18 protein-coding genes are annotated in these 20,009 nt (G+C 43.9%); 5 read left to right on the forward strand and 13 right to left on the reverse strand.

The features are described from left to right. Positions 1-27: 27 nt before the first annotated feature. On the reverse strand, positions 28-522 hold the full coding sequence (ilvN, locus tag ACMXYR_RS15105) for an acetolactate synthase small subunit (protein ID WP_415886062.1): 495 nt from the start codon (positions 520-522) through the stop codon (positions 28-30). A gap of 2 nt (positions 523-524) precedes the next feature. Continuing rightward, a complete protein-coding gene (locus ACMXYR_RS15110) occupies positions 525-2,246 on the reverse strand; it encodes an acetolactate synthase 3 large subunit (protein WP_415902223.1) in 1,722 nt (573 codons plus the stop codon). Between the two features lie 463 nt (positions 2,247-2,709). Between ACMXYR_RS15110 and ACMXYR_RS15115 the strand changes: the two genes are divergently transcribed. Further along, positions 2,710-2,976, forward strand: coding sequence for a hypothetical protein (locus ACMXYR_RS15115; protein WP_415882664.1), 267 nt, complete (start codon positions 2,710-2,712; stop codon positions 2,974-2,976). 63 nt (positions 2,977-3,039) lie between these two features. On the opposite strand, the gene ACMXYR_RS15120 is transcribed toward ACMXYR_RS15115, so the two are convergent. The 8 genes from ACMXYR_RS15120 to ACMXYR_RS15155 form a co-directional block, all read right to left on the reverse strand. Beyond that, complete coding sequence (locus tag ACMXYR_RS15120; protein WP_415886064.1) at positions 3,040-3,819, reverse strand: response regulator; 780 nt, start codon at positions 3,817-3,819, stop codon at positions 3,040-3,042. Between the two features lie 173 nt (positions 3,820-3,992). Beyond that, positions 3,993-4,664 (reverse strand): hypothetical protein, encoded by a 672-nt coding sequence (locus ACMXYR_RS15125; RefSeq protein ID WP_415902225.1) that lies wholly within the window; start codon positions 4,662-4,664, stop codon positions 3,993-3,995. A gap of 55 nt (positions 4,665-4,719) precedes the next feature. After that, positions 4,720-5,454 (reverse strand): hypothetical protein, encoded by a 735-nt coding sequence (locus tag ACMXYR_RS15130; protein WP_415902227.1) that lies wholly within the window; start codon positions 5,452-5,454, stop codon positions 4,720-4,722. A gap of 299 nt (positions 5,455-5,753) precedes the next feature. Next, on the reverse strand, positions 5,754-8,327 hold the full coding sequence (clpB, locus tag ACMXYR_RS15135) for an ATP-dependent chaperone ClpB (protein ID WP_415902228.1): 2,574 nt from the start codon (positions 8,325-8,327) through the stop codon (positions 5,754-5,756). 161 nt (positions 8,328-8,488) lie between these two features. Then, positions 8,489-8,824, reverse strand: coding sequence for a hypothetical protein (locus tag ACMXYR_RS15140; RefSeq protein WP_415902229.1), 336 nt, complete (start codon positions 8,822-8,824; stop codon positions 8,489-8,491). Continuing rightward, complete coding sequence (locus tag ACMXYR_RS15145; RefSeq protein ID WP_415902231.1) at positions 8,808-9,764, reverse strand: GTP-binding protein; 957 nt, start codon at positions 9,762-9,764, stop codon at positions 8,808-8,810. The genes ACMXYR_RS15140 and ACMXYR_RS15145 overlap by 17 nt, the downstream gene beginning before the upstream one ends. A 100-nt stretch (positions 9,765-9,864) precedes the next feature. Further along, the gene (locus ACMXYR_RS15150; protein WP_415886070.1) at positions 9,865-10,218 is read right to left on the reverse strand and encodes a hypothetical protein; all 354 of its coding nucleotides are present in this window, start codon (positions 10,216-10,218) and stop codon (positions 9,865-9,867) included. Beyond that, positions 10,215-11,186, reverse strand: coding sequence for a GTP-binding protein (locus tag ACMXYR_RS15155; RefSeq protein ID WP_415886071.1), 972 nt, complete (start codon positions 11,184-11,186; stop codon positions 10,215-10,217). The genes ACMXYR_RS15150 and ACMXYR_RS15155 overlap by 4 nt, the downstream gene beginning before the upstream one ends. 413 nt (positions 11,187-11,599) lie before the next feature. Between ACMXYR_RS15155 and ACMXYR_RS15160 the strand changes: the two genes are divergently transcribed. Both ACMXYR_RS15160 and ACMXYR_RS15165 read left to right on the forward strand, forming a co-directional pair. Beyond that, a complete protein-coding gene (locus ACMXYR_RS15160; protein ID WP_415902233.1) occupies positions 11,600-12,706 on the forward strand; it encodes an FIST signal transduction protein in 1,107 nt (368 codons plus the stop codon). After that, the gene (locus ACMXYR_RS15165; protein WP_415902234.1) at positions 12,699-15,635 is read left to right on the forward strand and encodes an EAL and GGDEF domain-containing protein; all 2,937 of its coding nucleotides are present in this window, start codon (positions 12,699-12,701) and stop codon (positions 15,633-15,635) included. The genes ACMXYR_RS15160 and ACMXYR_RS15165 overlap by 8 nt, the downstream gene beginning before the upstream one ends. Positions 15,636-15,645: 10 nt before the next feature. Here the strand turns inward: ACMXYR_RS15165 and ACMXYR_RS15170 are convergent, their stop codons facing one another. Genes ACMXYR_RS15170 through rluD form a run of 3 tightly spaced genes read right to left on the reverse strand, consistent with a single transcriptional unit; the run spans position 15,646 to position 17,981 of the window. Further along, positions 15,646-16,272, reverse strand: coding sequence for a M15 family metallopeptidase (locus ACMXYR_RS15170; protein ID WP_415902236.1), 627 nt, complete (start codon positions 16,270-16,272; stop codon positions 15,646-15,648). A 1-nt stretch (position 16,273) separates the two neighbouring features. After that, on the reverse strand, positions 16,274-17,005 hold the full coding sequence (gene pgeF / locus ACMXYR_RS15175; protein ID WP_415902238.1) for a peptidoglycan editing factor PgeF: 732 nt from the start codon (positions 17,003-17,005) through the stop codon (positions 16,274-16,276). A 4-nt stretch (positions 17,006-17,009) separates the two neighbouring features. Continuing rightward, positions 17,010-17,981 (reverse strand): 23S rRNA pseudouridine(1911/1915/1917) synthase RluD, encoded by a 972-nt coding sequence (gene rluD / locus ACMXYR_RS15180; RefSeq protein ID WP_415902240.1) that lies wholly within the window; start codon positions 17,979-17,981, stop codon positions 17,010-17,012. A 150-nt stretch (positions 17,982-18,131) separates the two neighbouring features. On the opposite strand from rluD, the gene ACMXYR_RS15185 reads away from it, so the two are divergent. Both ACMXYR_RS15185 and nadE read left to right on the forward strand, forming a co-directional pair. Continuing rightward, entirely contained in the window at positions 18,132-19,070 is a 939-nt protein-coding gene (locus ACMXYR_RS15185) for an outer membrane protein assembly factor BamD (RefSeq protein ID WP_415902242.1), read from the forward strand. 77 nt (positions 19,071-19,147) lie between these two features. Beyond that, positions 19,148-19,981, forward strand: coding sequence for an ammonia-dependent NAD(+) synthetase (gene nadE / locus ACMXYR_RS15190; RefSeq protein WP_415902244.1), 834 nt, complete (start codon positions 19,148-19,150; stop codon positions 19,979-19,981). Positions 19,982-20,009: the final 28 nt, after the last annotated feature.

Here is a 20,009-nt window from a genome sequence, read left to right on the forward strand (position 1 = left end):
GCTTTAGTAATCAGACTAACTAAGCAATTACAAAGTTAGAACTTTCTCGCCACGTGCGATACCAGAAACACCTGAACGTACAACTTCCATAATGTTAGAAGTACCTAGTGCTTCAATGAAGGCATCCAGCTTACTGCTTGCACCCACCAACTGCACGGTATACGTGTTTGGTGTCACATCAATGATAGTGCCGCGGAAGATGTCCGCAGTACGTTTGATTTCAGCACGAACAGTACCATTGTTCGCCTTCATCTTAATCATCATCAATTCGCGCTCAAGGTGTTCACCTTCAGTTAGGTCAACAACCTTAACAACATCAATAAGCTTGTTTAGCTGTTTAGTGATCTGCTCAACAACACGGTCATCACCTAGCGTAGTCACTGTTAGACGAGACAATGTTTCATCTTCAGTTGGCGCAACGGTCAAAGACTCAATGTTAAAGTTACGCTGAGAGAACAAACCAACAACACGAGACAGAGCGCCTGGCTCGTTTTCCATCAATACAGAAATGATATGACGCATGATTATGTTCTCTCCGTTTTGCTCAGCCACATGTCACGCATAGAACCACGCGGTACCTGCATTGGGTATACGTGCTCAAACGGATCAACTGCGATATCCATGAATACCATACGATCTTTCATTGCAAAGGCTTCACGCATAGCACCTTCAAGGTCTTCAAGACGCTCAACGCGGATGCCAACATGACCGTAAGACTCAACCAACTTGATAAAGTCTGGAAGAGACTTCATGTAAGACTGAGAGTGACGAGATTCGTAGTTCATATCCTGCCACTGACGAACCATGCCCAAAGACTGGTTATTCAAGCAGATAACCTTAACCGGAATATCGTACTGGCTAATGGTAGATAGCTCCTGGATGTTCATCTGGATACTACCTTCACCTGTTACACATACTACTTCTTCATCAGGGAAGTTCAGTTTAACGCCCATCGCAGCCGGAAGACCGAAGCCCATGGTGCCCAGACCACCAGAGTTAATCCAACGATTTGGCTTGTTAAACTTGTAGTACTGCGCTGCAAACATCTGGTGCTGACCTACGTCAGAACAAACGTAAGCATCGCCATTAGTCACTTTGCTAAGCATCTCGATAACTTGCTGAGGTTTCATTAGCTCAGAATCATCTGTGCGGTAGCGACCACCGTGACGTGCACGCCATTCATCGATCTGTTCCCACCAAGCTTGCAGGCTATCAGCACAAGGCGCTTTCTTAGCCGCTCGAACCTGTTCTAGCATCTCTTTTAGAACAGCCTGAGCTGGACCTACGATTGGCACATCCGCTTTGATAGTTTTAGAGATCGAAGCTGGATCAATATCAATATGAACAATCTTAGCTGTTGGGCAGAATTTATCTGTACCATTTGTTACACGGTCATCAAAACGTGCGCCTACAGCCAAAATCATGTCACTGTGGTGCATCGCCATGTTTGCTTCATAGCTACCGTGCATACCCAACATACCAATAAACTGCTTATCAGTTCCTGGGTAACCACCCAAGCCCATCAGTGTATTAGTTACTGGGTAGCCAAGTTCTTGAGCAAGCTCAATCAACTCAGCACTCGCATCACCTAAGATTACACCGCCACCTGTATAGATAACTGGGCGTTTGGCAGCCAAAAGCATATCTACTGCTTTTTTGATCTGACCAGTGTGACCTTTAGCGATCGGATTGTAAGAACGCATTTTTACGCTCTTAGGGTATTCGTATTCGTAACGCTCTGTAGGCGTAGTCATATCCTTAGGAATGTCGACTACAACCGGACCTGGACGACCACTTTCAGCGATGTGGAATGCCTTCTTAATAATTTCAGGGATCTCTTCCGGGCGCTGCACGCTGAAGCTGTGCTTAACTACCGGACGAGAAATACCGATCATGTCGGTTTCCTGGAAAGCATCTTCACCGATCAGGTGTGACATAACCTGACCCGTAATAACCACCATTGGAATAGAATCTGTGTATGCAGTAGCAATACCTGTTACTGCATTGGTTGCGCCTGGACCAGACGTAACTAGCGCCACACCCGCTTTACCGGTAGCTCGTGCGTAAGCATCAGCCATGTGTGTAGCAGCCTGTTCATGACGGACCAAAATATGTTCGACTTCGTCCTGCGTAAAGATTGCATCGTAGATGTGCAGCAATGCACCACCTGGATAACCGTAGATGTATTTAACGCCTTGATCACGAAGCGCGCGAATTGTCATCTCTGCGCCTGAAAGTAATTCCACTTTTCTCACCCTCTAACGACGTCAGTGTCTCGTTACTGACGAAATTAACAGTTTTTGTTTCTGTAACGTTGAACGTGCCTGTACTAGACAATATTTGTTGAATCTCTAGCGATCTCACTCTGAACCATTCCAGGGGTAGAGCTGTAGGTTCACGTTCGGGTGTGTGCCGGTGTTGGGGATCGCCCAACCGACAGACCTTTGAGAAACGGCCCTCAGAAAGCTGTCTCCCTGAGCTTCGGGTTGTCCTACGCACTCAAGGCCTCAAAATTCGAGGCAGAAATTATCTCACATAGGTGCTTATTTTTTCAACTAAATTCATGCTGCACCTGCGGAATAACGGGCGATTGCAGTCAAATACTATGCTCAATTTCAGTATCAGGTTATAGTTTTGCTATACAGAACTCAGGACAGAGCCCTACACTACCCTTCATCGGCTCTGAATATACGTTTACAGGAGATCCCTATGAGTATCGCTGAGATTAAAAACAAAGAGCGAGTAATCAACGAATTGATGTCTTTTATCCGTAAAGTGTTAGTAGAGCCGGATATCAGCGAGAAAGCTTTAGAGATTGCGCGTGAGCACTTAAATGATGAAAACGCGGCTCAGGTGATTGCTGATAAGCTATCTGCGACGACTAACATCAAGATCCCGCTAGAACATAGCGAAGCGGACCGCTTGTTTTTGGAAGTTCTGATCGATGTTATTAAGGATGAGCAAGCGCTTTACTAAGCACTGCTTTTATAATAAAAAAGGCTGCACTATGCAGCCTTCTTTATTGGGAATAACAATAGGTTATTTCTTGCCGAGACTAGAGATATAGCTCGTCAGTACTTCCAGCTTCTCTGGGTCATTATCCATAAACTGCACATCAACACCGATAAACGTAGTTTCAATGCTTCTCTCATTTGCAGATAAGCCACTAATATAACCGTTCATCTGCGCAACTTTGCCACCCTTCGTCTGCTCAATATCCACTACCACTTGCTCAAGCAGTACTGGGATGCCTTCTTCACGTTTCACCATAACTTTTACTTGCTGCAAGGTGATGTCTTTAATTGCACAGCGTAATACGCCTGAAGATATACGTAATTGAGCTAAACCTTTTGGTTTTTTAGTTTGTTTTGCTGCTGATTCACTTTTCCCCGCAGCAAGCATTTGAGCAGCTTTTCGACGAGACGCCGCGCTAGATTCAAAACGTTTTCCTACGTACTTTTTAACCTTTTCTACCAATTGTGAATCTTCAAAAGGTTTACCCATATAATCATTTACACCCGCCTGAATCGCTTTCAGAACGTAGTCTCGTTCACCGCGGCTGGTTACCATGATAAAGGGGATATCACTATAGTGCTGCTGCTGCCTTGCCCAGTGCAAAAGATCTAAGCCAGACATACCAGGCATTTCCCAATCGCATAAAATCAGATCGTAATTAGTCGCTTCCATTTTAGAACGACCGTCGTCACCGTCTTCCGCTGCATCGATTTGGTACTCAGGGAAATGCTCTTTCACTATTCGTGAAACGTGGTCACGAATAAAACGCGCATCATCAACGATTAGCACTTTGATTTGACTCATCCTACCTCTAGTCCTTCTAATATCTAAGAGGGTTTTGGCTTTCTAAGCTGGCCAAGAATCCACTTCTACTTTCAAAGTTTACACTTCCAGAATAGCTGATCCGATAGGGAAATTGAAAGATTTATTCCATACATCACATCTAGCTCAAAGACCACTATAACAACTGCCGCTTGCTATACCTCTGGAATCTGGAGTAACGGAAACTGAATTTTCAAAGCAACTAAAATTTGTTGCAATTGCCCTAAGTCTTTAAATACTAAGACAGTATCTTTCTCTCCAAAATAAGGACCTAAAGCACCTGGTAATCCATATCCAATTTGAAAAATAGATTTATTCGTCAAACCGGTACATTCAAAGTAACCAGGCTGAACAGGAAAAACCCATTTCCCCCTTTGCCACATAGGAGGTGAAGAAGCCTGTGTCACAAGGCACAGTTTGAACTGCTGCAAAACTAACGCGTAACCACTTCCAAAGTTTGGATGACTAAAAGAGATTACGTTGGCCACCGGCACTCTTCCTATTCCACTGGTAACGTAAGCCCAACTATCATCAAACTTAGATCTATAAGCAAATACAAGCTTACGTGGATCAGTCTCATCTATCTGCCTGTCAAAAACATAACTGTTCGCGATCCTTTTAGGATTAACTAAGTCGTAATACGGTTCTAACGAAAGGTTATAGATAAGAGGCTGCAAATAATCAGCTACAGGAGAGGATGGGTAATTAGTAGAATAGGGAACACTGATCGGCTTGGGTTCCGGTTGAACTGGTGGTGCCTGCTGTACGGTTTTCCCCGCACAGGCGGACAACAGCCCAACTAAAAGTACAATCGTTAATATTCTCACTGTAGTTCTCTCAATCAATAATCAAACTACACTTTAGAATTGTTACCCTTCGGGATCAATATGTGCGATACACAAAATGCTGAGCTTCTTCATAGTTAGGCAAAGCTGGTACCGTTAACACTGGAAACTGTCGTTTCAGGGATAAAATAACTTTCTTGAGTTCCTGTGGTTTCCTGAATGTTAATACAGTATCACCTTCTGAATAATAAGGACCAAGTAATCGAGGGAACTCAGAACGACCGTTGAAAATACTGCTTCGGGCTGAACCAGTACACTCAAAATAGCCGGGTTTCCCAGCAAACGTCCACTTTCCTTCTTCCCAAACAGGTAGCCCAGAAGCCTTGCTGACCAAACAGATCCTTACTCCCTTCAGCACAAGAGCATAAATCGAGTCTCGACGATCACTCTGTACTATAAAGGCATTAGCTGAACTTTGAGGGGCTACACTTGTGGTTAGATACCCCCATTGCGCCCCCTCTTCTTTTTTAAAACCCAGAATTGATTTTCTTCTATCTGAGGAGTTAATCAGGCCTTTATATTTATAAAAACCTCTCAGCTCAAAACCATTTTTAATCCGATAAATACTTCTTTCTGCAAGGTTTTTTAGTAAAGGGCGAGCATAACCACTATAGAGACCTACATTGAGTTGCTTCGAAAGGTTTACACTTAACGGTATAACTTTGTACTGGATACTTGAATCCAATATGTCTTTTGTCACTGCAGCCTTAATATTAGTTCCAGAAAAAGCACTCAAACTTAAAACAATACAAACAACCAACTGATACTTCACAGATCCCCCTATAAAATCTGACTTATTCAGTTATTGTTCGAGCATACACTACAGAACAAAAATCAACCAAACAGATGTTTAAATCATTTAGTTTGAACGACCTAGATCTATTGTCAGTTCAACCGAACTTATCGACCTCTATAGATAAACCTTTAGCTGAGAAAGAACTAGGCAGAATCCTCACTAACTTACGCCAGCAAATATTTCCGTTCTAGATTTCGAAGCACACAAAGACTCCTATACAAGAAAAGCCAGCTAAAAAGCTGGCTCTTCTTCTAAAATACAACTAAATCTGCGGATCAACGAAAAATAAAACTGCCTTGTTCAACATCAACCGCAATTTCAGTACCCGGTGCATAACGACCAGAGAGTATCTCCTGCGCTAATGGATTCTCAATCCACTGTTGGATCGCTCGTTTCAACGGTCTAGCACCATAGATAGGTTCAAAACCAACATCCACCAGCTTATCCATCGCTGTTGAGGTTAGTGTCAGACTTAGATCACGTTCGGCGAGACGCTTCTGCAAACGCTGCAGTTGGATCTTGGCAATACCGGCCACCTGATCTTTTTTAAGACTGTGGAAAACTACTACTTCATCAATTCGGTTAATTACTTCTGGACGGAAGTGCGTACCAACCGCTTCCATAACAGCACTCTGCATCAGCTGGTAATCGTCATCATCACTAAAGTTCTGAATCAGATCAGAGCCCAAGTTCGATGTCATCACTACAATAGTGTTGCGGAAATCGACAGTCCTGCCTTGGCCATCAGTTAAGCGGCCATCTTCTAATACCTGAAGCAAGATATTGAAGACATCAGGATGAGCTTTCTCTACCTCATCTAGCAGCAGTACAGAGTACGGTTTACGTCGCACAGCTTCGGTAAGGTACCCCCCCTCTTCGTAGCCCACATAGCCTGGAGGCGCACCAATTAAACGTGCGACTGAGTGCTTCTCCATAAATTCCGACATATCAATACGCACCATCGCTTCCTCTGTATCAAACAGGAAGCTAGCGAGCGCTTTACACAACTCAGTCTTACCTACACCTGTAGGGCCTAAGAAAAGGAAAGAGCCATTTGGACGGTTAGGATCGGCTAGCCCCGCACGAGAACGACGAACCGCATTAGAGACAGCGATAACCGACTCTTCTTGGCCAACTACCCGATCATGCAGCGCTTGCTCCATTCGAAGAAGTTTCTCGCGTTCACCTTCCAACATTTTACTGACAGGGATGCCTGTCCAGCGCGCAACAACCTCTGCAACCTCTTCCTCAGAAACTTTGTTACGTAAAAGCTTAGTCTCTTGCTGACCTTGCTCTTCCGCTTCTGACGCCGCAACTAACTGCTTTTCCAGCTCAGGGATTTTACCGTACTGAAGCTCTGACATTTTCTGCAGATCGGCAGAACGAGTGTGCTTTTCAAGTTCGATACGTGCTTGATCTAACGCTTCTTTAATCTTTTGTGAACCTTGCAGCGCGAGTTTCTCCGCCTTCCAAACTTCATCTAGGTCAGCGAACTCTTTCTCGACATTAGAAATAGTACTTTCAAGCTCCTTCAAACGCTGTTGCGCTGCACTATCCTTCTCTTTTTTAAGTGCTTCACGTTCCATTTTTAGCTGGATAAGGCGGCGTTCAAGACGATCCATATTTTCCGGCTTAGAGTCCATCTCCATGCGGATGCGGGATGCAGCTTCATCAATCAGATCGATGGCTTTATCTGGCAGCTGACGATCGGTGATGTAACGCTGAGAAAGCTTTGCTGCGGCAATGATCGCAGAGTCCGTAATATCAACGCCATGATGCACTTCATAACGTTCTTTTAGACCACGGAGAATTGCAATCGTAGATTCCTCATCAGGCTCATCCACAATCACTTTTTGGAAACGACGCTCTAGAGCTGCATCTTTCTCAACATACTGGCGATATTCATCAAGGGTAGTCGCACCAACACAATGTAACTCACCACGTGCTAATGCAGGTTTCAGCATATTACCCGCATCCATTGCCCCTTCACCTTTACCAGCTCCCACCATAGTGTGCAGCTCATCAATGAAGAGAATAATTTGCCCTTCCTGCTTGGAAAGCTCGTTAAGCACTGCTTTTAGACGTTCTTCGAATTCACCACGGAACTTAGCACCCGCAATCAACGCCCCCATATCCAGGGATAACACTTGTTTACGCTTTAAGCCCTCAGGTACTTCGCCATTAACAATACGTTGAGCCAGCCCTTCCACAATCGCCGTTTTACCTACACCCGGCTCACCAATGAGTACTGGGTTGTTTTTGGTTCGGCGTTGCAATACTTGAATGGTACGACGAATTTCATCATCCCGACCAATGACTGGGTCTAGCTTACCGGCTTCTGCACGCTCGGTAAGATCAATACAGTACTTATCCAAAGCCTGACGATTATCTTCTGCATTGGGGTCCTGCACTGACTCCCCTCCTCGAATTTGATTAATAACCTGATCCAATCTCTGTGGATTAACACCCGCCTCTTTTAAACATTTGCCAGCACTAGATTTGTCTTCTGCTAAAACCAACAGAATCAATTCACTCGCGATATATTGATCACCTTTTTGCTGAGCTAGTTTATCTGCTTTGTTGAAAACCCGTGCTACATCTTGAGAGAAACGCAGTTCACCATCAGGATTCTGAACTTTAGGTAACTGCCGAACAGCCTGATCAACTTGGTTTTTTAGTGCATGAACATTTGCACCTGCTTGTTCTAGCAGTGGCACTGTTCCTTGCTGTTCAATCAACGCACTTAAAAGGTGAATAGGTTCTATATAGTTATTATCTAATCCAACAGCCAATGATTGAGCATCAGCCAACGCTTCTTGAAGTTTGGATGTAAATTTATCCGGACGCATACAACCTCCACTTAGCCTTTAAAGAACCTGTACCTGACAACACAAAGGGTGTTTTTGGGATACAAAGTTATCGTTATAACAGAGGTATGGGGACAAGTGAGGAGCGCTTCAAGGGTTTAGCGGTCAAAAATTAGACAAGTCTTATGTAAAATAAGGATTCATTACGTGGAGAGTAGCGCTAAAAAACGTTGCTTGTTTTCGTCTATAAATTCTCTTAGATAATGCTGCCGTGCATCTGAATCACAAAAACAAATCAGGATCGTATTGGCATCAAGCTGATAACCACTATAATGATGATAACCAACTTCCATATGTGCTTCGTCGTAGCCTTCGCTATGCTGAGCAGCGCTCTTAAATATATAGAGTAACGCCTGACGTGCTGCAGCTAATTGCTTTTTATATTCCTCTGGAAACGTGGACTTCTTAATCGAACCTGACGACATCAAACATCCCTGCAGAATCAACTCTTTCTCTTGCATTTCACGCCAGATATTCATTTTCTTTACTCCATTGCAGAAGATCACTTGCCTGCTGCCTCAAAACAGGTAAAGAAATATCATTATCAGAACATAAACAAAGCGCCTGTTCCTGATCGGTAAACATAGAAAGGGTTTGGACATTAGGACCTGTTAAAACAATGTTACTCACTTCGCCCATAAAAGCGGCTTTCTCTGCTAATGCCTTAGAAAGTTTATTTACACTCTTTAGCAATGTTTTACGGGAAGAGCTGTCAATATTTGAACAGAGGATCTCTTGATTTTCATCAAGATGCATAGCTCCTAAAACACCACGCTTATTCATCGCGGCATCTAACATAGATTCTTCATAAATAGGCTTATAGAAATCTAGCGAGAAACCATTGCCATCCAATAGACGGTCGCATAATTCATCCCATTGAACGTGAAGCTCTACAGCGGAAATCAACTCTTCAACAACCCCTAAAACAGAACGAGGGTCGCGAGCGTCAATAAACATAACGGTTGCCATCACCCCCATCTCCCTTATGCAGGCGTGATAGGCTTGGATCGAAGGAGAGGGCTCTACATCAGAATGAGTAACCGCAATGATCAAACGACGTTTTTGAATATACTCACGGAATTCTTTGACATAAAAACGGATATCGCGGAAAGGGTCTTTACGGGTGTTATCCACCAATAACACTACCCCTATGGCATCTTGAGCAAATTCACACGTCAGCATTTCCCATATAAAGCTAAAGCGCTCTTGGCCTGGAGTACCATACAGGTGTACCCGTGCTTGATCATGCAGATCTAGCACACCGTAATCCATTGCTATTGTAGTATTTTTCTTACGGCGAACCGTAACATCACTGGCACGTGCATCAGTATCCAGCGTTTCAATATCACTTAACGATCGAATAGCTGTAGACTTTCCTGAACACACCGCTCCTGTAAAAAGGATCTTGTAGTTTTGCATGCATGCTTTCCTTGCTAAGCCGGTAACCATTACTTACAACATCCCCGCTGTTCAAAATCAGTACTAAATCAAATACATACTTAAGGAAGAGTGATCAATCTCAGGAAGTTAGTTTCTTTGCAACTTGCTCTTTTAAAAAAGCGGTATGGACTTCACGAATATGTTTTCGTACCAATGCTATATTGGAATTTTTTGCTGATAAGCAAACTAAAATCAACCCCGGCTTTAATTGATAGCCACTAATACGACGATCGCCTATCTCAAGATGAGATTCATTATGTTTTGTTCGCATCTTTGCAACATTAGAAAACACATAAATAAAAGCCTGCTTTCCGATTGTTGCATGATTTTTATATTCAGCCGGAAAACTGGATGCTAAAACCTCTTTGCCACTTAAAACCATACTACATTCAATCACCCCAGGCTTATCGACCTGTGTCAGTAGCTCAATCATTGATGGCTCCATTGCAGCAGATCTGACGCTTGCTGTTTCACAACATTCAAACTTAAGCCTCGATCAGAACACAAACCTAATGCCTGCTCTTTTTCAACAAATACAGATAAGGTTTCTTGATTAGGCCCGCATAATACAAGATCGTCTATACTCCCCATAAAAGCAGCTTTATTTTCCAGTGCAGCTACAAGGTTAACCATAGAACGAAGCAGTTCTTTATTACTCTGGTTTCTAACACTAGCACTGAGCACTTTCCGATCAGCTCCCAGATGCATTGCACCCGTAATGCCACGGGTATTCATTGCTGCATCCATAAGTGAAACATTATCTATCGCTTGCGACTCTGGTTTCTTTCCTTCAGCTAGATCATCATCAGAATCAGGCATTGTACTGTTTACTTCTAAACGTTTGCTCATGCCTTCCCAATCAATACCTTTTTCTAGGCTACCCACCAGCTCTTTAACAATCTTTAAGACTGATGAGGGGTCACGAGCATCAATAAATACAACTGTAGTGAAAAGCCCCATTGCCTTTAATTCGCTCATGTAATAATCATAATCAGGATCGCTTTCTATGTCTGAGTGGGTCACTGCAATAATCAGACGACGACGAATAATAAAATCTCGAAACTCCTCGACATAGAAGCGGATATCTTTGAAAGGGTCGTTTCGGGTGTTATCAACCATGAGAATTAGCGCTTCGGCATCATGCACAAGATCACTCATCATGAGCTGCCACATAAACTTGAAGCGTTCTTGCCCCGGAGTACCGTAAAGATGCAGTTTGGACGTACTGTTTAATTCCAGTATTCCATAATCCATAGCAATAGTTGTTTTTTGCTTTCTACGAATTGCCGAGTCACTAACATTCGCATCTGTATCAACGGTCTCTATATCACTCAAAGAACGGATCGCAGTCGTCTTTCCTGAACAAACGGAACCAGTAAATAACACTTTATAATCAGACATCTAAATCCCTCAGCGCTCTGCAAGGCTATTTGAGCAATTCTTGTAGACCATCACATCAACCAAAACTACGATAACAAAAGCTTGATTGGATAGACTTTTAACTAACTAATTCTTAGCCGAAACAACGAAAGTTTCAACCATCCTGTTGGATAACTCCCCTTGGGAATAAAACGCTATCCACACGAACATCTCAGCTATTCTTCCTATTATGGGCAGGTAACTGAATCATTAACGCAAAACTTGGGCCTCTAAAGCAATTATGTCTAGAGTATATTTTTTTGATTTGAGGAGCACATTGCTTTAAAACAGGATTATAACCCTACTCTAAACAGGTAATTGCAATAATAATCTCCACAGTATATTAATAAGTTCTTTACTGCCTGAATAATAAATACAAAAAAGTAAGGTGTGAGATGTACATCCGGTTTAATGATATTTCAGAATTAGTTTCTGCAATCGGAGGCGAAACGCTCAAGGACAATGAGCATTGGTTAATTTTTCTTGCTGACAAACATCAAGATGAGCTCGACAGCTTGGTCGAACAACTCAATCTTAAAGAATGCAGTTTCTTTGGCGCTGTTTTTCCTGGGCTAATACACGGAAAACGAATGCTTTATGAAGGTGCGTTAGCACTCAAGGTTAGCTGTTTAACCCCCCCCGTTGTTGTACCAATGCCCTCGGCAGAAGAAGTTATTGCGACTCTACCTACCTACAACGCTATTCCTGAAGAAGGAGCAACCTGCCTAACCTTAGTTGATTGTTTATCTCCTAAAATCGATAACCTTCTTAACCAACTGTACAACCGTTTTAGTAAACGCTGCAGTTACTTTGGTGCTGGAGCAGGAAACCATGATCTACGACCCGAAGCCTGTATCTTTGGCCCTTGGGGAACACAAAGAGATGCAGCATTGATTGCGATTATTGACCAAACCAGTCGCAGCATCGCCAAACATGGGTGGGTGAGACATTCAGGTCCGTTTGTCGCCAGTAGAACTACAGGTAATGTTCTACATGAATTAGATTGGGAGGATGCTGAAACCGCATACCGCAATTCCCTTCCTTCTAAGCTCCGAGGCACCCCAGCTGAACGCTTTTATAAAGATGTCACTCCTCGCTACCCTTTTGCAGTTGAACACCCGGGCGCAGAAGATGTTGTGCGAGACCCTATAGCCTTATGTGGCAATAACGACGTAATGTTTTTGTCTGATATTCCCCAAGGTGCACTCATGCACCTTGTTGAGGGTACTCCCGAACATTTGATAGAAGCCGCCCGCGAAGCGGTGGAAGAAACAGTGTCAGCCAACACCTCCAGTATTTTAGTCTGCGATTGTTTATCTCGCACCGTTGCGCTCGACAGCCAATTTCCCGCTGAACTTCGTACTGTTTATGAGCAGGTCAACCAAATTAAATCTGGGACAGATGTGTCCGGTATATTAGCCTTAGGTGAAATAGCAAGTAACGGCGAGCGTCCGGTAAACTTCTATAACAAAACTTTCGGCATATGCAGTTTCTATGAGTAAAACTCCAACAGACTTAAGGTCTGATATACAGCGGATGTATGAATTATCATTGGCTGTGGGGAATAGTCTCGACCCCGATCAGGTATGCCAAGAATTCACTACTGCACTGATGCGACAAAGTGAAATAACTTATCTTGGCATTTGGCTATTACCGGAAAAATTTACTCATTCTGCGCAAGAGTATAATCTTTTTTTCGCCTTCCCATTTAGTCGATCTAAAAAGACGAAACTTCCCTACAATCACCCAGCAATATCTCTTCAGGATTATGAAGATTTCTGCTGCTATGATCTAGCGGAAGCTACGACTGAACAACTTGCAGAGCATCACTGTTCAGAAGGCAGCGCTGCAATATTCCGCTTAGGGTCATTAGGTTACATTCGCCTATTGCGTGACGATAGTTACTTCTCGCAAAAAGAGTTACGTCAATTAAGACCAATTATTGAAAAGCTTTTTATAGCTTTAGGCGGTGCACTTGCCTATAAGCAGCTACATAAAGAGAGATCTTTCCTCGACTCTTTAGTCGACACTATCCCTGAACTGGTATGGCTTAAAGACCCAAACGGCACATACCTCGCGTGCAATCCCCGCTTTGAAGAGTTCGTTGGTGCACCTGAACATAAAATTATTGGCAAAACCGATTATGACTTTCTAAATAAGGAACTTGCCGATACTTTCCGCAAGCACGACCTAGCCACCCTGGTAATAGATAAAACCAATACCTTCCAAGAGTGGGTAACTTTTGCCAATGACGGTCACCGCGCGCTGCTTGAAACGACCAAGACCCCTATGAAAGCGGCTTCAGGGGAAGTAATTGGCGTATTAAGTGTTAGTCACGAAATTACTCAACTACATGAAGCACAGCAAGCTTTAAGCACCAGCGAAGCAATCTTCCGCAGCTATTTTGAACTCGGTTTAATTGGTATGGCTTTGATTACCACTGAAGGTAACTGGATCCAAACCAACACCTATCTATGCGAAATGCTTGGCTATGAACCTATACATCTGCAGATCACACCTATATCAGAACTGATTCACCCTGATGATAAAACTAGCTTTAGCTTGATGTGCAAAAGCTTACTTAACGGTGATTCAGAGCATGTCCGACAGGAAATCCGTTTAATCAGCTATTCTGGTCCGGTTGTACATACTGAGATTGCAATGAGTGCGCAAGAAAGCACAGAAGGTGAAATCAACCATTTGGTCACGCTCATATCCGATATTACTGAACGTAAACGTACCGAACAGCAACTCAGCTTAGCTGCCAGTGTATTTGAACATGCCAGTGAAGGCGTAATGATTACCAATGAACAGGGGATCATTCTGGACGTAAACAACGCCTTTTATCAATTAACTGGCTATAGCGCTGTAGAAGTCATCGGTCACTCTCCCAACATATTAAAATCGGGCCATCATAGTGAAGAGTTTTTCGCCGCTATGTGGCAAAGCCTTAGACAAAACGGGCGCTGGCGTGGTGAAGTTTGGAATCGCAACAAATCTGGAGAGATCTACGCAGAGCTACTGAATATCGCAGCAGTAAAAAGCCCAAATGGGGATACCACGCATTACGTTAGCATTTTCTCAGATATCACCCAGCTCAAAGAACATCAACATCAATTGGAGAAAATGGCTCATTTTGATGCACTGACTCAATTACCAAACAGAGTTTTGTTATCTGACCGTTTACAAACCGCTCTACAGCACTGTAAACATCACAAGCAGATAATGGCCGTCGCTTATATAGATTTAGATGAATTCAAACCAATTAATGACACTTATGGCCATGATGTAGGCGATATGCTTTTAATCGAAGCAGCTAAGCGAATGCAAGAGACCTTAGGGCCTGAACAGGTCATTGCGCGACTTGGTGGCGATGAGTTTGTTGTAATCTTAACGCAGCTAAAAAGTGTCACTCACTGCCAAGGCATTCTAGCCAATTTAAATCGCACCTTGGCAATGCCTTTTCAGATAAAGCAGCGCAACTTGTCCATATCTGCCAGTATAGGTGCGACACTTTACCCTGATGATAATTCAGATGCAGATACGATGATCCGTCATGCAGATCAGGCGATGTATACCGCAAAACAAACAGGGCGTAACCGCTACCACTTTTTTGATCCTGCTGTAGATCGACAAACTCAAGACCAACATAAAGCTCAAGATGAGATCCACGAAGCACTGATCAATAGAGAGTTTGTTCTGTTTTACCAGCCAAAGATCAATATGCAAACAGGCGAAGTCTACGGCATGGAAGCACTGATCCGCTGGGAGCATCCCACCTTGAACTTACTACCGCCCGATAGCTTCCTGCCGCATATCACAAACTCTGATCTTGCAACAAAACTAGGATCTTGGGTGATGAATGAAGCGATTCGTCAGCTACGTGTATGGAGAGCTGCGGGGCTTGAGTTATCCACCAGCATCAACATTTCAGCTGAACACTTACAAAACCCAGCATTTCCTGAACAATTGGCTGATCTATTAGCCAAATACCCAGAGGTTCCGCCAGAAGCAATTGAATTAGAAGTGTTAGAAACCACCGCTTTTAATGATGTCAGTGCAGCCTGCGACATCATCGACAAATGTCACAAGTTAGGTATTAAATTCGCTTTAGATGACTTTGGCACGGGCTATTCGTCTCTGACTTACCTTCGCAAAATTCCGGCTGATACCGTAAAAATTGATCGCAGCTTTGTTATGGATATGCTGGAAGATGAAGAGGATAAAACGATTGTTGAAGGCATTATTGGCTTAGGTAAAGCCTTTAATCGTGGGGTAATTGCTGAAGGGGTAGAAAGCGCTGAACATGGCCGCTGTTTGATGGAATTAGGCTGCCACCATGCTCAGGGCTATGGTATCGCCAAGCCTATGCCAGCAGACCTCATCCCCGATTGGTTAGCCTCTTTTAACTTGAGCCAACACTGGAAATAAACACCCTTAATCAGCTGATTTCGAAATCAAAATACTGATTCGGGAATGGTTCATCCTGCAAGGTAAAGTGCCACCATTCTTGATGAAAAGGCACAAAACCATGCTGAACCATCACTCGCTGCAATAACATTCGATTAGCACGAGCCTGTGCTGTTACCGCGCTTGAATCAAACCAAGACTCTGGGCCAAAGAAATCAAACTCTGTTCCCATATCCAGCTCCACTTTGGAATCTAAATCAATCAATGTCAGATCAACTGTACTTCCTCGGGTATGACTTGAATGTCGGATAAGATAACCTTTACTAAACAGTTCAGGCCGCTGTAATGTTGGGAAAAAGCGTTCCTGTGTATTACAGGGACCAGCTTGGTCGCACCACGCAATAAACTGATCAACTGAACGCTGAGGGCGGTATGCATCAAATACTTTGAGCCCCAAGCCGAATTCAGCTAAAGAGTGTTGAACCCTCTGCAAAGCCAAGGCCGCAGGCTTAGTTAATAGGCACGTTTCTGTCAGATAGCCACAAATTGACTCACCGACAAAGTTATCGCCGGTAAAATACTTCAAGTCCAAAGCGATACTGGTGTCGATATCTAAGACGTCAACAAAGAGTTCGGGTTTGGTAGTAATCAAATCCACGTTATTCAATCCAGATCAGGCTCGCCATTCGGCCAGTTACACCATCTCGGCGATAGGAATAAAACCTTTCTGCATCAGTATAGGTGCAATACTCACCGCCAGAGATTGATTTCACACCTACAGAATCTAACCTTTGGCGAGCGAGTTGATAGATGTCTGCTAGATATTTTCCAGGTGAGTCTTTGACAGGGCTGAAAGCCAGGTCTGCTTGAACTTGAAACGCGACAAATTGGTCTCTCACCTCTTCCCCTACTTCAAATGCATCTGGACCTATTGCCGGGCCTAACCAGGCATGCAAATTTTCTGGCTTTTCAAAACCCGCGACAGCTTGCTCCAAAATACCATCAAGCAGCCCTCTCCAACCTGCGTGCACTGCTGCAACACGCTTGCCATCACCATCAGCAAACAATACAGGTAGACAATCAGCCGTCATCACAATACATGCTTGACCCGATTCTTGGCTCCAGCATCCATCTGCTTCACGACAAACACCATCATCTTGAGCTTCGACGAGTTCAATCCCATGAACTTGCGATAGCCATTGAGGGCTACGTGATAGGTCCAGTTCATGTATCAAAGCCTGACGATTTTGTTTAACGTGCTCAGGATCATCTCTAACGTGATCTCCCAGATTTAAGCCTTTATAAACACCGCCACTCACACCATCAATACGCGTAGTGGTACATGCTTTGACCCCTTGGGGCGCATTCCAATCAGGGAGAATAAATTGCATTTATTTACACCAACTCATCTTCATGGGCATCTAAGTCCGCTTGAAGTAGCGATAACAGATGTTCAAAGTCGTCAGGCAAATCTACTTCCCAAGAAACCAGCTCACCTGTATCCGGGTGCCATAATTCAAGCTTTTTGGCATGTAGTGCTTGGCGTTTAAAGTCCCTAAGACCTTCAATCATCTCATCACTACAGCCTTTAGGTAGACGGAAACGACCACCATAAAGCTGATCACCTACAAGGGGATAATTTATATGTGACATATGTACACGAATCTGATGGGTACGACCCGTTTCCAGCTTTAAACGAATATGGGTGTGGGCACGCATTTTTTTCAAAACACGATAGTGTGTAGTAGCGTCTTTACCTACTCCAACAACCGCCATCTTTTGGCGGTTTTTAGCATGACGCCCCATAGGCTCATCAACTGTGCCACCACCGGTCATTACGCCATGAACCACAGCCTCGTATTCACGCCCCATTGAGCGTTCTTGCAACTGGTCAACCAGCTCTGTTTGAGCAGCTATGGTCTTTGCCACCACCATCAAGCCAGTAGTATCCATATCAAGACGATGGACAATACCTGCGCGAGGCACTTGAGCGATCTCAGGACAATGGAACAGTAACGCGTTTAGCAAAGTACCATCCCGATGACCCACAGCTGGATGCACTACCAATCCGGCTGGTTTATTAATTACTAAGATATGATCATCTTCGTAAACAATATCCAGCGGAATATCCTGTGGTTGATGATCTTCGATCATCTCCAACTGGGTCTCTATGACAATGGTTTCCCCACCGAATAATTTATCTCGAGGGCGCTTTACCGCACCATCAACTTTAAGAGAACCATCTTTAATCCAGCCCTGCAAACGTGAGCGGGAATAATCGGGAAATAGCTGCGCTACCGCCTGATCTAATCGTTTACCGACTAGATCATCTTCAATGCGCGCTTCTAAATAAATTTGATCAGACATTCGAACCTGTCATAACTTTCTAAATTGATATGTCTGGGTCTGTTAACAGGCCCTATCAGTTATGGTTAAATAGGCCGTTGAATTGCATATAGCCTCTTTCTGCCCAGTATAACCGTTCGGGCAAGAGACTACACCGGGATTAATATAAAGATGCGTATTACCAAGAGTCTTATTATTGCTTTATTCTGTCTAATGACAGTTGCATGTTCGTGGTTTGAAGATATTCAAGAATATCCAGACGTTCCTGAACAGCAGTTGTATCAGGAAGCAATCACTGCATTGGATAACGAAAGCTTCGATGTCGCGATCGAAAAATTCCAACTTCTTGAAGCCCGCTACCCATTTGGCCGTTTTTCTGAGCAAGCGCAGTTAGAATTGGTGTATGCATACTTTAAAAACTATGAACCCGAAGCGGCGCGTGCTGCAGCTGATCGCTTCATCCGCTTACACCCTAATCACGACAACATTGATTATGCATATTACCTAAAAGGTTTGACCGCGTTCGAACAAGATATCAATTGGATTACTCAATACCTGCCTATCGATGAAACTAAACGTGATCCAGGTGCAGCCTTAGATTCTTTTGAAAGCTTCTCTACGCTAGTTAGCCGCTATCCTGATAGCCAATACGCCCCTGATGCGCAAAAGCGTATGGTTTATCTAAAAAACCGCCTTGCTGCTTATGAAGTACATGTAGGCCGTTACTATATCCAGCGCGAAGCTTTTGTTGCGGCGGCTAACCGTGGTCGTTACGTAATTGAAAATATGCAAGAAACACCTGCTGTGCCTGACGCACTAGCAGTCATGATTGAAGCTTACACTCACTTAGGTCAGCAAGATCTAGCGGCAGACACACAAGCGGTATTGGCAAAGAACTTCCCAAATTACCAATACACACCAGTTTATAAAGGTGAGAAGACTCTATTTGATGCCGCGACGTTTGACCTGTTTAGCGATACTAAGGAGGTGCCAGTTGCTACTCCAGTTCGCATGAATGAGAGCACTGACGCGCCAAAACCTGATCGTTCCCTCTTCAGCACCATTACTTTCGGTGTATTTGATGATGAAGACGAAGAACAGAAGAAATAACTAAGAAAAACTTAAAGGCACCTAAAGGTGCCTTTTTGCTTCTTAGGGAACCTTAAAGAGAAATAAGAGAGACAAATATGCAGGCAGCAGCGATTATCAAAGAGATGCAGGTACTACCTGAAATCGACCCTGCTCAGGAAATTTCACGTCGAGTAAGCTTTATTAAAAACACTCTGAAAGCTTCTGGCCTTAAGAACCTTGTACTCGGCATTAGCGGCGGTGTGGACTCCTCAACCTGCGGCCGACTCGCGCAATTAGCAATCAATGAACTGAACGAAGAAAGTGCTGATAATAACTATCAGTTTATCGCCATGCGCTTACCCTACGGTGTACAAAAAGATGAAGATGATGCACAACTAGCGCTTCAATTTATCCAACCATCGCAATCTATCGCTGTCAATGTAAAGCCGGGCGTCGAAGGCATCCACTCGGAAGTCACAGCGTCTCTAGCCGAAGCTCAGCTTAATCAAGCTTCAGACAGTGCTGTTGATTTCGCAAAAGGTAACGTAAAAGCACGAGAGCGCATGATCGCCCAGTACGAAGTCGCTGGCATTGTCGGCGGGTTAGTTATTGGCACCGACCACTCAGCGGAAAACATTACAGGTTTTTATACCAAATGGGGTGATGGAGCTTGTGACCTTGCTCCGTTATTTGGTCTTAGCAAACGCCAAGTTCGTCAGCTAGCTCAAGCCTTAGGTGCTCCGGCACTTCTTGTGGATAAAACACCTACGGCTGACCTTGAGTGTTTAGCGCCTCAAAAGACTGATGAGCAAGCGCTTGGCCTGAGCTACGATCAGATTGATGATTTCCTCGAAGGAAGAAGCGTCGAAGCTGAAGTGAAGCAACGTATTATCGAAATCTACAATCGCACTCAACATAAGCGTCAGCCAATTCCAACTATCTACGATTAAGCATCACTATAAAGCCTGCAAACGCCAC

It is taken from the genome of Neptuniibacter sp. QD29_5 (genome assembly GCF_047778125.1).
Classification (GTDB): Bacteria; Pseudomonadota; Gammaproteobacteria; order Pseudomonadales; family Balneatricaceae; genus Neptuniibacter.

Coding starts and splice junctions, on each gene's coding strand:
- ilvN (WP_415886062.1), bottom strand. CDS start 522: ATGCGTCATATCATTTCTGTATTGATGGAAAACGAGCCAGGCGCTCTG.
- ACMXYR_RS15115 (WP_415882664.1), top strand. CDS start 2,710: ATGAGTATCGCTGAGATTAAAAACAAAGAGCGAGTAATCAACGAATTG.
- ACMXYR_RS15120 (WP_415886064.1), bottom strand. CDS start 3,819: ATGAGTCAAATCAAAGTGCTAATCGTTGATGATGCGCGTTTTATTCGT.
- clpB (WP_415902228.1), bottom strand. CDS start 8,327: ATGCGTCCGGATAAATTTACATCCAAACTTCAAGAAGCGTTGGCTGAT.
- ACMXYR_RS15140 (WP_415902229.1), bottom strand. CDS start 8,824: ATGAATATCTGGCGTGAAATGCAAGAGAAAGAGTTGATTCTGCAGGGA.
- ACMXYR_RS15145 (WP_415902231.1), bottom strand. CDS start 9,764: ATGCAAAACTACAAGATCCTTTTTACAGGAGCGGTGTGTTCAGGAAAG.
- ACMXYR_RS15150 (WP_415886070.1), bottom strand. CDS start 10,218: ATGATTGAGCTACTGACACAGGTCGATAAGCCTGGGGTGATTGAATGT.
- ACMXYR_RS15155 (WP_415886071.1), bottom strand. CDS start 11,186: ATGTCTGATTATAAAGTGTTATTTACTGGTTCCGTTTGTTCAGGAAAG.
- ACMXYR_RS15160 (WP_415902233.1), top strand. CDS start 11,600: ATGTACATCCGGTTTAATGATATTTCAGAATTAGTTTCTGCAATCGGA.
- ACMXYR_RS15165 (WP_415902234.1), top strand. CDS start 12,699: ATGAGTAAAACTCCAACAGACTTAAGGTCTGATATACAGCGGATGTAT.
- pgeF (WP_415902238.1), bottom strand. CDS start 17,005: ATGCAATTTATTCTCCCTGATTGGAATGCGCCCCAAGGGGTCAAAGCA.
- rluD (WP_415902240.1), bottom strand. CDS start 17,981: ATGTCTGATCAAATTTATTTAGAAGCGCGCATTGAAGATGATCTAGTC.
- ACMXYR_RS15185 (WP_415902242.1), top strand. CDS start 18,132: ATGCGTATTACCAAGAGTCTTATTATTGCTTTATTCTGTCTAATGACA.
- nadE (WP_415902244.1), top strand. CDS start 19,148: ATGCAGGCAGCAGCGATTATCAAAGAGATGCAGGTACTACCTGAAATC.